General features: G+C 43.3%; 11 protein-coding genes. 7 read left to right on the top strand and 4 right to left on the bottom strand.

All coding sequences use genetic code 11. The features are described 5' to 3' along the window. The first annotated feature begins 302 nt into the window (after positions 1 to 302). From DQQ10_RS20540 to mgrA, 5 genes are all read left to right on the top strand, one after another. Positions 303 to 908, top strand: a complete 606-nt coding sequence (locus DQQ10_RS20540) for an NYN domain-containing protein (protein ID WP_112748804.1) — start codon at positions 303 to 305, stop codon at positions 906 to 908. Between the two features lie 79 nt (positions 909 to 987). Continuing rightward, a complete protein-coding gene (locus DQQ10_RS20545) occupies positions 988 to 2,871 on the top strand; it encodes a 7TM diverse intracellular signaling domain-containing protein (RefSeq protein ID WP_112748805.1) in 1,884 nt (627 codons plus the stop codon). Positions 2,872 to 3,163: 292 nt separating this feature from the next. After that, positions 3,164 to 5,227, top strand: coding sequence for a glycoside hydrolase family 30 beta sandwich domain-containing protein (locus DQQ10_RS20550; RefSeq protein WP_221409763.1), 2,064 nt, complete (start codon positions 3,164 to 3,166; stop codon positions 5,225 to 5,227). A 167-nt stretch (positions 5,228 to 5,394) separates the two neighbouring features. Continuing rightward, the gene (locus tag DQQ10_RS20555; protein WP_165824036.1) at positions 5,395 to 6,093 is read left to right on the top strand and encodes an SIMPL domain-containing protein; all 699 of its coding nucleotides are present in this window, start codon (positions 5,395 to 5,397) and stop codon (positions 6,091 to 6,093) included. Between the two features lie 228 nt (positions 6,094 to 6,321). After that, positions 6,322 to 7,314 carry an L-glyceraldehyde 3-phosphate reductase gene (gene mgrA, locus DQQ10_RS20560; RefSeq protein ID WP_112748807.1) on the top strand — a complete coding sequence of 331 codons (993 nt, stop codon included), beginning with the start codon at positions 6,322 to 6,324 and terminating at the stop codon, positions 7,312 to 7,314. A 93-nt stretch (positions 7,315 to 7,407) separates the two neighbouring features. On the opposite strand, the gene DQQ10_RS20565 is transcribed toward mgrA, so the two are convergent. From DQQ10_RS20565 to DQQ10_RS20580, 4 genes are all read right to left on the bottom strand, one after another. After that, complete coding sequence (locus DQQ10_RS20565) at positions 7,408 to 7,830, bottom strand: VOC family protein (protein WP_112748808.1); 423 nt, start codon at positions 7,828 to 7,830, stop codon at positions 7,408 to 7,410. A gap of 21 nt (positions 7,831 to 7,851) precedes the next feature. After that, complete coding sequence (locus tag DQQ10_RS20570; RefSeq protein ID WP_112748809.1) at positions 7,852 to 8,391, bottom strand: SRPBCC family protein; 540 nt, start codon at positions 8,389 to 8,391, stop codon at positions 7,852 to 7,854. 176 nt (positions 8,392 to 8,567) lie between these two features. Further along, positions 8,568 to 8,807, bottom strand: a complete 240-nt coding sequence (locus DQQ10_RS20575) for a hypothetical protein (RefSeq protein WP_112748810.1) — start codon at positions 8,805 to 8,807, stop codon at positions 8,568 to 8,570. Positions 8,808 to 8,817: 10 nt separating this feature from the next. Beyond that, the gene (locus DQQ10_RS20580; protein WP_112748811.1) at positions 8,818 to 9,228 is read right to left on the bottom strand and encodes a hypothetical protein; all 411 of its coding nucleotides are present in this window, start codon (positions 9,226 to 9,228) and stop codon (positions 8,818 to 8,820) included. A gap of 148 nt (positions 9,229 to 9,376) precedes the next feature. Between DQQ10_RS20580 and DQQ10_RS20585 the strand changes: the two genes are divergently transcribed. Next, complete coding sequence (locus DQQ10_RS20585) at positions 9,377 to 10,354, top strand: GlxA family transcriptional regulator (protein ID WP_112748812.1); 978 nt, start codon at positions 9,377 to 9,379, stop codon at positions 10,352 to 10,354. 277 nt (positions 10,355 to 10,631) lie between these two features. Beyond that, positions 10,632 to 11,951 carry a hypothetical protein gene (locus DQQ10_RS20590; RefSeq protein WP_112748813.1) on the top strand — a complete coding sequence of 440 codons (1,320 nt, stop codon included), beginning with the start codon at positions 10,632 to 10,634 and terminating at the stop codon, positions 11,949 to 11,951. The last annotated feature ends 34 nt before the right edge of the window (positions 11,952 to 11,985 follow it).

Genomic DNA, 11,985 nt, shown 5'->3' on the forward strand with positions numbered 1-11,985 from the left:
CCATAGCGCACAATCTTGCAAAAGCGACCGCATGAGTGACGAAGATTTCACGCGCCTACATTTTTCAAACTAGATTAACCCAAAAAAAACAAAAAAAGCCGCCTCATGACTTTTGAGACGGCCTCTTAATGTTTGTGCCGACCTATCGGCATTCGGATTCTGTTTGTGCCAGCCTACTGGCATTCGGATTATTCAAATAAACGCATGTTCTCACCAAATAGTGAAAGCATGTAATAAAAAAAACAAAAAAAATAATGCGATATTACGTAGACCGTTAGCTGCAATATTTTAAAAATGCCTACATGGGATTAAACAAAGTAGCCATCCTGATTGATGGTGGATTCTTTATCCAACGATTCAGAAAATTGAATGCGGTTCATCCTACAAAAAAAGACGTCGAAGAATTGATCGCAAAAATCATGGATTTAATTTCTAGAAAAAATCCATGTGCTACACTTCACCCGGACGTGTTAATGCGAACGTTTTATTATGACTGTGAACCTTTTGGAAAGGAACTAAAGCATCCAAATGGTAGTAAAATTGATTTTTCTAAGAGTGAAACATTCATAAAGCAAACTGCCTTTCTGAAGAGTCTTGAAACTGTCGAACAGTTTGCTCTTAGATTGGGCGATTTGTCCTTTAGTGGATGGAAAATCCATGCCGATAATAAGAAGGCTAAGCCCTTCCCGGATTTTAGGCAAAAAGGTGTTGATATGAAAATAGGTTTGGATATAGCAGGGATGGCCGGGAAGAAGACGGTTGATAAGATTGTTTTAGTGACAGGTGATTCTGATTTCATTTCACCAATGAAACTGGCTCGGAGAGAGGGAATCCAAATACATCTCTACCCCATGGAAAATTATTTGAAACACGAGTTGATAAGTCATGCGGATTTTATAATCAGATAGTGTCTTATAGTCAGTTTAATGTTTTCGATACCAAAGTATTTGCCGGAATATTTCTATTTTCGGTACCACCTAATAACCAATGAGATCCAGACGCCGCACCAGTGTACTGGCAATCTGCCTATTTTTCTTTTTCCACGCTTCGTTCGCGCAGGAAGTCATTGCTATTGATGATAATTTAGATCAATACATTTTCACAGTAGATGATCTCGCGTACATAGAAGACGCCGATGGATCTTTCAAGTTCGAGGATGTACTTGGACAATATGCCAGACATCAATTCAAACCCAACCAATTGTATGCACCTCATAATTCGAATCTCAAATCAACCTATTGGGTTTGCATCAAGGTGCAAGGAAACCCGAAGAGTAAAAAGAAATGGCTGCTGGAGATCTTCGATCAGACCATCGACGAAGTAGATGCCTACGTGCCGCTAGCAACGGGTGCATACCAGCAAATTGAAATGGGTGATGCTCGTCCTTTTGATCAGCGTCGCTTCATGCATAAGAATTTCGAAATTGAGATTTCGCATAGCGATACCGTTGTACGGAATTATTTCTTCCGATTTCAGTCGAAAAGCCGTGTAAACTTTATTGTCGTACTCCGTTCCTACGACCGTTTTATCTATTATGCACTCAATGAATATTTTGTATATGGTCTTTTTTACGGGATGATTCTCGTTGTTGCCATCTACAACTTACTGATGTTCTTCGCGATCCGGGAACGTTCATACATTGTGTATATCGTGTACGTGTTAAGTGTAGGCATCTTTACGATGACGGCCGATGGAATTGCCTTTCAATATCTCTGGCCAGAGTTTCCACAATGGAATGACACCGCGCACGCCATTGCCTTGTTTTTATTGGTGCTCTCTGGCCTTGTTTTCACCAAGATGTTCCTGCATACGCGCGCACGACATCCAAAGCTTGACTTATTATTGAACGCGATTATTGTGGTGAGGTCGATTGTCTTTGTTCTCGCCATCACATTTTTACCGGCGCTGTTTGAATTTCGGTGGATTGAATTTATTCCCGTAGCCGCTGCATTCTATTGTGGACTGTACAGCTACTTAAAAGGCAACAAATCCGCACGATTTTTTGCCCTGGCATACGGCCTGTTGTTCCTCGCATTTTGTGTGAAAGTATTGATCAATCTTGACATCGATTTCATAGCAGGGTCAATTGTAACGCACTACAGTATCTCCATTGGGTTTTGGTTCGAGATGTGGCTGCTATCCTTTGCGCTGGGCGATAAGGTGAGAATCATCAAAGACAGTAAAGACCGTGCGTTAAGAAGGATCATCAAACAACACGAAGTTAACCAACTTCTGAAAGACAAAGTGAACCGTGAGCTCGAGCACGAAGTCAGTAAAAGAACGAAGGAGATATCGGATCAAAAGTTGATCATCGAAATGGCGAATGAAAAGCTTCGTGAGCAGGCCGATGAAATTACAAAGATGAATGCGTTGTTAGATTTGGATAACTACAAATTGAAACGAACGATTCACGACGAAATGCTGGCACGCGCAGGAAGTAAAAACATGGACTATGATAAGTTCAAAGAGATTTTCCCAGAAGAGCTTACTTGCTTGCGTTACTTAGAACAACAAAAGTGGGAGAACGGCTACAGCTGCCGCAAGTGTCAACACGATAAATTCCATCTCGCCAAAAATGGTTTTGACCGACGTTGCTCACGTTGCGGCTATGTTGAAAGTCCTACTGCTTACACAATTTTTCGGGGTGTAAAGTTTCCATTAGAGAAAGCTTTCTACATCCTTCACTTGGTGATCACCGAACGCGACGATTTGACCATCGACGAGATTTCTGAAACGCTCGACTTGCGCCGGAATACTTGCTGGGCATTCAAGGACAAAGTGAATAAAATCATCCGCAAACATCACCTCGACAAAGGCCAGGCAGCGCACTGGGAGAACATCATCTTCAAAGTGGAAGACATTCCGGTTTAGACCGCATTTATAAGGTATCGCAATCGTTTTAACGCCTTTTAATTTCGATTGCGATAAATCCGTGATGACAAACTTAAAAACCTTTAAAATCAATCACTAAACCAGATTTTTCGCTGTTGTTGAAGCGTTATAAACGCCCTTTTTTGAAGGTATTCACGACAATTTCTCCTGCATTTTTTATATCGAATTTTATCGACACGCGCGGTGATGACTTATGTTCGGATTGTAAGTCCGTTGACCAGGGCAAATGCTGGCCAGCGACTTTTTAAAACAACCAAACCAAATAAACCTTATGTCACGAATCCGCAGATTCTGGATGTTGGCGGCGCTCATGCTGCTTGCCTTCACATCCCAGGCGCAGACTTCAGAAGTCTGGCTTACCACTGGTAGTCAAAGTGCACAGTTAGCCCAGCAAGGCTCGCTCACTTTCGGTGCTAATTCAGGGTCATCGACCACCATTAACATCAACGAAGGATCAACCTTTCAAACGATCGATGGATACGGCTTTACCTTAACGCAAGGCAGTGCGAAAGTGATTACCAACATGTCAGCAAGTGCGCAGAGCAACTTGTTGAATGAATTGTTCAACACCTCAAGTGGTATCGGCATTTCCGTTATTCGCATCGGTATCGGTGCAACAGATTTGAGCGACTATGCTTATTCTTATCGCGATGGAGCATCGTTTAGTTTGTCGGGGCCCGATCTCACGTACACCATTCCGATTCTAAAGAAAATCATCGCGATCAATCCGAATATAAAAGTGTTAGCGACACCATGGTCGGCGCCCATGTGGATGAAAACCAGTGGATCGTTTGTCGGCGGAACTTTGAAAGCGGAAAATTATGAAAGCTATGGCCAGTACTGGCTTGACTACATGAATGCCATGAAAGCACAAGGCATCAACATCTGGGCAGTAACACCTCAAAACGAACCATTGAATGGGCACAACAATCCAAGTATGACACTCACCAAAGAGAATGAACTTGGCTTGATTAACAGTTACATTGGACCCAAGCTTCGTGGTGCCAGATTTAATTGTAAGATCATCTGCTACGATCATAACTGCGACAATACAGAACACCCGATCTATGTAGCAAACAATAGCGCCTACGTTGACGGCTCAGCGTTCCACTTATACGGCGGAAATATTTCTGCAATGACTACCGTAAAAAATGCCACGAACAAAAATGTCTACTTCACCGAGCAATACACGGGTGCCAATGGTAGTTTCTCGGGCGACTTGGTATGGCATACGCAAAACGTGACGATCGGCTCCGCCAATAATTGGTCGCGCACTGCACTAGAATGGAATCTTGCCAATGATCAAAACTATGGACCCCACACATCTGGTGGATGTACAGATTGTAAGGGCGGCGTAACCATCAATGGAAGTTCGGTGACCCGCAACGTTGGCTACTATATCCTCGCGCACTTTTCGAAGTTTGTGAAACCGAATGCAGTTCGTATCGGTGCTTCGAGTAATCATGGTAACCTTCATACCACAGCTTTTAAAAATTCCGACGGATCGAAAGTAGTTGAAGTATTGAACAACAGCGGTGGCTCGATAACCTTTCGTGTGGTTTGGAATAATTCATCATTTACCTACACGTTGCAAGGAAGTAGTGTGGTCACGTTCAAGTGGAGCGGCAATGGTGGCGGCGGTGGCAACGGTGCCCCTATTGGTAGCGTGATCACCCTGCGTGGAAACAACAACATGTTTGTATCGGGAGAAAACGGAACAACAGCCATGATGTGTAATCGGGCTACAGCAGGAACGTGGGAACAATTTGCCGTGGTCGATGCTGGTAATGGCAAGATCGGCTTGAGAAGTATGGGCAAATTTGTGTCATCTGAAAATGGTGCAACATCAGGGATGACTTGCAATCGCGCGACTATAGGAGGTAGTGGTTCATGGGAACACTTCGATTGGATTGTCAATGCAGATGGGAAGATTTCACTTCGTGGAAACAATGGTCAGTACGTCACGTCCAGCAATGGCGCAAGTTCGATGAAGTGCAATAGTGCTGCGATTAGTGGATGGGAGGCGTTTACATATACCGTTGTCGGAACGGCACGTGAAAGAACTGAGATGTCAACAGAAGACAATATAAACGAGAAGCTTGTTGATGTTTATCCAAATCCTGTACGTGATGGAAAAATTAATGTGATGATTAATGGCCAAGAAAATATGGCACTGGTAACGATCACGAATTCAGAAGGGAAGATGGTAACACAGCGCACCGTTAAAGACACGGAAACGGAACTTGAATTGGACAAGAACTTGAAGCCTGGAATATATTATGTTCAAATCAAAAAAGGTGCTTCGAAAACAATCAGGAGAATTGTAGTCGAATAAAATGGAATTGTCAACATCATAAGGTAGCGGGACAGTCGAATGGCTGTCTCGCTCTTTTTCAGAAGGTTGCATTTGCAGCCGATAATTTGTGGAGAAATATTTTTTCATACTTCCCACTTCAGGCAAGACTTTTGTGTCTATGACTGAAATTATAAACAGAAATGTATATGCGATTTAAATTGATGATGGTTTTGATGTTTGTGGCGACAGCAGTTTTTGCACAAGAAGGATTTAAGGGTGAGCACTTTATAGAAGTTACAGGCACGGCAGAACAAGAGATTGATCCAAATGAGATCACCGTTTTGATCAGACTTCGCGAATTTGAAGAGAATCGTCAGAAGACTTCGTTGGAGAAACTAGACCAGGACTTTCTTGCCGCATTGAAGAATGCTGGTATCGATAAAAAACGTCTTGAGCTGGCTGATGCAGGATCAAACATCGGAAAGTTTGGAAGAAAAGATAAAGAGGCTTTCCGTGTGAAGTCTTACAACTTGAAACTTTCCAGCGGCGCTGAGTTAGAAAAGTTCTTGGAGAAACTTGAGCCGGTGAAAGTAGATCTCGTGAACATCGTTAAAGTGACGCACACGGAAATTGAAAAGCTAAAACTTGATCTTAAAGTTAAAGCGCTTCAGGCAGCGAAAGCAAAAGCTACTACACTACTTACGGCAATCGGCGGCGAAATTGGTAAAACGCTTATGGTAAGAGAATGGGAGGAACCGGTGCAACCAATGTATACTGCAAACGTGATGTATAAAGCAGAAAGTTACGATGGTGACGCTGGTGGCGTAGTAGATCAGCAAAGTGAAACGCCATTCAAGAAGATCAAGCTTAGATCACAAATTGCAGCGCAATTCGAAGTGAAATAAGCGGAAAGCAAAAAGCTTAAAGCGGAAAGTAATGGCCGCACCTCGTAGTGCGAAAGCCCGGTTATCTCAACCGGGCTTTTATTTTTCATGGTGTAATCTCTTCTGGTCCATGCCTTCGCTTCGCTACGGCAGTCAAGCTTTCTGACTTTCGGTCTTTCACTTCCGGACGCTGTGAGCCTTTGTGAAACAGCTGCATTTCGTAACTTACGCCTCCTTAAAAAAGCACGCATGAGCTACATTCCTGTTTCATCACGTTATCAATCCATGAAATACAATCGCTGTGGAAAAAGTGGACTTCAACTTTCTGCCGTATCGCTTGGCTTGTGGCATAACTTCGGTCACGTCGATCAGATGGAAAATAGTAGGAACATTCTCAAGCTCGCCTTCGATTCAGGGATTACACACTTCGACCTCGCCAACAATTATGGTCCACCGCCAGGAAGTGCAGAAGAGAATTTTGGAAACATTCTTGAAAAAGACTTCGGATCATATCGCGATGAAATCATCATATCAACAAAGGCTGGCTATACCATGTGGGATGGCCCGTACGGTGATTGGGGTTCGAAGAAATATTTGATCTCGAGTTTGGATCAAAGCCTCAAGCGCATGCAACTTGATTATGTCGATATCTTCTACCACCATCGCCCCGATCCAGAAACGCCACTCGAAGAAACGATGGGCGCCTTGGATTTGATTGTACGTCAAGGAAAAGCCTTGTATGTAGGGATATCAAATTATCGTCCTGATGATGCAGCGAAGGCCATTAAAATCTTGCGGGAGCTAGGAACACCTTGTTTGATCCACCAACCGAAGTACTCGATGTTCGAGCGTTGGGTGGAGAACGGACTACTCGATTTACTTGGTAATGAGGGCGTAGGATGCATTCCATTTTCGCCATTAGCACAAGGCATGCTTACGGATAAATATCTCCATGGTATACCAACAGATTCCCGTGCCGCCCGAAACGCATTTTTGAAAGAAAGTCACATTACACCTGAGCGCCTTACGCAAATACAAAAGTTGAATGACATTGCACATCAACGCGGCCAAAGGCTTGCGCACATGGCCCTTGCCTGGGTGTTGAAAGATTCGCGCGTCACTTCTGTTTTGATTGGCGCGAGTCGACCAGAGCAGCTCACGGATTCGTTGCAATGTTTGGTGAATACAAAATTCTCCAATGAAGAATTGGAGAATATAAACGAAGTACTCTCCATCGCATAGCTTCGTACTTAAAGAAGGCTGTCCCAATATTCGATTGAAACAGCCTGCCATATTTTTGTGCGATGGGTAAGTGTCGGCTATGGCCTCACCAACTTACAAAGGAAGATTTATCATCCATTGAATACCAAACTTATCGGTACACGTTCCGAACAACGAACCCCAGAACATTTTTTCTAAAGGCATCGTAATTTGTCCACCGTTGGAGAGCGCATCGAACAATCTTTTTGCTTCTGATTCATCTTTGGGCGTAATGTTAATGTGTGTGTTGTTCCCAACAGTTAACCGATGTCCCACAGAAGGTAAAATGTCTGACGCCATCAGTATGCTGTCGCCACCAATTGGAAGAGATACGTGCATGACGCGGCTGCGTTCGGCTTCGGTAAAGTTGCTGCCACCACCAGGCATGTCCTTGATGTATTGCAGGGTTTGAAATTCTCCCCCAAAGACCGATTTGTAAAAATTGAATGCAGCTTCTGCAGTGCCATCGAAATTGAGGTAGGTGCTTAGTGTAGCCATGTCGTTGTATTTGTTTGTCGATTATTTTTCTAGAATCGTTTTCAGGTTGTTCAAGCTGAGGGCAAGATCCTTTCGTAACATTTCTTTCATCCCAAAAATAGGAATCATAATATTCATAGGATACTTCATGCTGCTACTAAAGCTCCATTTTACGTTTGTAGTGTCAGTACCCACTTCGTTCGTTTTTAAAAATGCCGCCGCAATGCCCTCAAAAGGTTCAATGAATTGAATGTCATAGTCTACTTGGCTTCCAGGAATTACGCGCTTGATTGTTTGTTGCCCCTTACCGGCTTGTTTAAGATCGCTTTCCCATTTGCAAATAAACCCTTCGGTACCATCCGCACCAATATACTCAAGTCTTACGTTAGGGTCTAACATAACCCATTTGTTATATTGATTTTGATTTCGCATCTGTTTCACAAAATCAAAAACAGCGTCATTCGGCTTTTGAATGATTACCTCTTCGGTGATGGTGTAGTGTCGGTCCACAAATAGAGCAACGATCAAGATAAACGCAATGAATCCACCGAGTATGAAAAGGATGATGATGAGGATTGTCATGTATTGGTATTTAGGTGTTTGTCAATTGTTTGATGATACAAAGTTAACGAAGTCTTGTATCCGTAACAGGTTGTGATTCCGACAGAACAAGAGGCTTAATGCGACTTTGTTTGTGGTTAACGTTCTTTAGAATGAAAGAATTAGATTCAAGGTTGTTCAAGGAACAATTTTGATGGTCAAGAATTTTCGTGGATAACAATATCTTCCAGCACCTCAGCATGGAAGCCACGTTGTTGAATCAAGGCGATGATAGCATCTGCATCGATGGTATGGTGCACACATTGAACGCGCAAAATTCGATCACAATCACTGAGGTCGAAATTCGCATGATAATGATCAAATAAGCGATGGAGCTCGGTGATCAGTTTTATAGCATCGTCAGCGTAACGCACATTTGTTTTAAAAACTTCTACCATAGCCTTTCAATTATTGATCACGTAGTTTTATCATACACAACATTTTGTAATCACTCACATACCACTCTACGCACGGTTTTGTATCGTCGATGCGTTTGTCTTGCATTAAATCATGGAATACATCTTTAATCGAATCTGTCTTCGAGCGCCAGTTTAGTACCGTGATGGAAAGATAGTCACCGGATTCGATCGTCCATGGCTCGAGCGCGAATTGATCAATTTCTTCGCTGTGTTGTTGTTGCGCGGCCGCATAATAAATGATGTCTTCGCCTTCCATCCAACTGATACCATAGTACGCACGCGACATACTATGCGGTAATACATTGGCCAAATGATCAAACGTTTCGCCGATACCTGCCGGGAATGTTTTTACCTGTTTAGCAACTAATTGAATTGGTGTTTGAACGGTGATCTTTTCCATAACATGATCTGAGAAACAAACCTACGGGAATGGAAAATATTCGACAGGGGGTAAATACGCCATTCCGGGGGGTTGATCGCGACAAATGAATTGTACAACTTTGGGGTATCAGTTGTATTAGTCACCACCAGTTAAATTAATTCGTTTTATGAAACACATTTCAATACTCGTTCCAAAAGGTGCTATTCTTGGTAGCATCGAAGGACCTCGTCAAGTCCTCCAGCAGATCAACAATTTTTGTAAGATGCGCGGACAGGAACCGATGTTTAATATTCAATTGGTTGGTATTGTCAAAGAGACGCCGCTGAGTGGTGGTTTATTTACAGCGCATTGTGATTTGTTGTTGGATGCTGTAACAGAAACCGATTTGATTATCATACCCGCGGTGGACGGTGAGATCAAGCAAGCGCTGGAAATCAATAAGGATTTTATACCGTGGATCGCCAAACAATATAAGCGCGGTGCAGAGGTAGCAAGTTTGTGTCTAGGTGCTTTTTTACTGGCCTCCACAGGTTTGTTAGATGGTAGAAAGGCCGCAACGCACTGGCTAGCTGCAAATGAGTTTCGGGCGATGTTTCCGGATGTAGATTTGCTGGCTGAAAAAGTTATTACCGATGAGCGTGGCATTTACACGAGTGGCGGTGCTTACTCCTATTTAAATCTCGTGTTGTACATTATTGAAAAGTATGCTGGCCGTGAGTCGGCGATTATGGCGGCAAAAGTTTTTGCTATTGAAATTGATCGCAACAATCAATCGGCATTCATGATGTTCAAAGGTCAAAAAGAACACGAAGACGATCAGATTCGTGATGCACAAGAATTTATTGAGAAGAACTATCAAGAAAAAATTACGGTAGACCAACTCGCCAATATGTTTGCACTCGGCCGTAGAAATCTCGAACGCCGATTCAAGAAAGCAACATCCAACACAGTGGTCGAATATATTCAGCGTGTGAAGATCGAAGCCGCCAAGATGAGCTTAGAAACTTCACGTGAAAATGTGAACGAAGTAATGTATAAGGTAGGCTACACCGACACAAAAGCCTTCCGTACCACCTTCAAAAAAATCACAGGCCTCTCACCACTAGAATACCGAAACAAGTACAACACGATGGCAGCGGCTTAGTTACGATTGGAAAGTCGAAGACGGCGCTTTTCGCGACGCAGAAAGCTTAAAGCAGAAGGAGAAAGCTTAAACCTGAAAGGTACTAGTGTCCGGGGAATAAGTGCGATCCGGTTCTTTGGGCCGCTATGAAAATACTTTCTCCGGACACTGATAGCTTAAAGGAGAAAGCGTAGAGCCGAAAGGAGATAGAAACGGTGCTAAAGCTTTCTACTTTAAGCTTTCTGCTTTAAGCTTTAAGCTTAAGTAGAAAGCTTATCTTCGCAGCAAACCCTCTTTTATGAAAAGACTTTTATCCGTTACAACATTTGTTGTTCTTTCCCTTCCTGCGCTTGCGCAAATCAAGCAAAGTGTATACGCCGGACCAGATCAAACAATTCGATCTGGCGATGTGGCCCATCTTGAAGCTGTAGTTATTAATGTTCCTTATGTGATTTGGAATACATCAGGCACCGGAAAATTTACGCAGCGTTATTCGGCAATCTCAGATTATGTACCGAGTAAAGCTGATATTAAAAATGGTCAGGTGAAATTAACCATTCACAATCGGCGCAACCCGAACATGCGAAGTACGCTCTTGCTTACGATCGCGCAGTGTAGCAACAAGATCGACGTTGTGCTTAGCGCTGATACAATCTGTGGATTTGATTCGGGTGTTACCTACGACGTGTTTGCAAACGCTATCGGAACGCACTACTATACACTATGGACAACAAGCGGTTCGGGATTTTTTTATGATGAGAATGCATTAAACACCACCTACGATGCTTCACGGAGCGACACGGGTTCGGGCCGCGTGTGGTTGACCATCACCCTTCACGATTCAACAGGTGTATGTCCATCGATTGCTGATTCCATGTTGTTGAAATTGAATGACCCAGCACGCATAGATTTACCCGATGAAGATCCTTATGTCTGCGGTGATCAACCTGTATTTATCGATGGAAACATTAGTGGAACGGCGACAACAGTTTATTGGACTACAAATGGCACTGGAACATTCTCAGAAAACCCCGGACGCGAAACGTATTACATACCCTCGCAGCTGGATCTGATGGGAGGCTATGCTACCATCATTGGAAGAACGAATGATCCGCACGGCCCTTGTCCAGGACGTAACGATTCATTTACGATTAACTTCTTTGGACCAGCAGTTGACGTTGGTGATGACATTATTGTATGCGGTAATACCTGGGGAGGAGAAATTACTTTGAATGCTTTGATAGGCAACAATGGGGGAGACATTACTTGGACAACCAACGGTGCAGGTGGTTTCGACGATCCGAACATTGCAAACGCCACGTACTACTATGATGGCAGTGATGTTAACATGGCATTCATAGAACTTTATGCTACCGTCGATAATTATTCTTGTCCGACGTATACCGATACCGTTGTGGTGTGGTTGCAAGCAAGACCAAGACTTGAATTTCCAGAACCAAGCGTGTATGCATGTGTAACAGATCCTGTTTACGCGACTGTGTATTTGTACGGCCATGCATCAAGCGGAACTTGGAAAACCACTGGTTCCGGAACTTTTGACGATCCGACGTCTACTATCCAAGCGTGGAGGATGGACTCAGTGGCTGCGTCGATTTGATCTTTACTTCCAACGATCCGTCTGGACCGTGTAA

It is taken from the genome of Pseudochryseolinea flava, assembly GCF_003286915.1.
GTDB classification, from domain to species: domain Bacteria; phylum Bacteroidota; class Bacteroidia; order Cytophagales; family Cyclobacteriaceae; genus Ohtaekwangia; species Ohtaekwangia flava.

Excerpts from the sequence above, each read along its gene's own strand:
- DQQ10_RS20585 (WP_112748812.1), top strand. The coding sequence starts at position 9,377 with ATGAAACACATTTCAATACTCGTTCCAAAAGGTGCTATTCTTGGTAGC.
- DQQ10_RS20565 (WP_112748808.1), bottom strand. The coding sequence starts at position 7,830 with ATGGCTACACTAAGCACCTACCTCAATTTCGATGGCACTGCAGAAGCT.
- DQQ10_RS20590 (WP_112748813.1), top strand. The coding sequence starts at position 10,632 with ATGAAAAGACTTTTATCCGTTACAACATTTGTTGTTCTTTCCCTTCCT.
- DQQ10_RS20575 (WP_112748810.1), bottom strand. The coding sequence starts at position 8,807 with ATGGTAGAAGTTTTTAAAACAAATGTGCGTTACGCTGACGATGCTATA.
- DQQ10_RS20580 (WP_112748811.1), bottom strand. The coding sequence starts at position 9,228 with ATGGAAAAGATCACCGTTCAAACACCAATTCAATTAGTTGCTAAACAG.
- DQQ10_RS20570 (WP_112748809.1), bottom strand. The coding sequence starts at position 8,391 with ATGACAATCCTCATCATCATCCTTTTCATACTCGGTGGATTCATTGCG.
- DQQ10_RS20550 (WP_221409763.1), top strand. The coding sequence starts at position 3,164 with ATGTCACGAATCCGCAGATTCTGGATGTTGGCGGCGCTCATGCTGCTT.
- DQQ10_RS20555 (WP_165824036.1), top strand. The coding sequence starts at position 5,395 with ATGCGATTTAAATTGATGATGGTTTTGATGTTTGTGGCGACAGCAGTT.
- DQQ10_RS20545 (WP_112748805.1), top strand. The coding sequence starts at position 988 with ATGAGATCCAGACGCCGCACCAGTGTACTGGCAATCTGCCTATTTTTC.
- DQQ10_RS20540 (WP_112748804.1), top strand. The coding sequence starts at position 303 with ATGGGATTAAACAAAGTAGCCATCCTGATTGATGGTGGATTCTTTATC.
- mgrA (WP_112748807.1), top strand. The coding sequence starts at position 6,322 with ATGAGCTACATTCCTGTTTCATCACGTTATCAATCCATGAAATACAAT.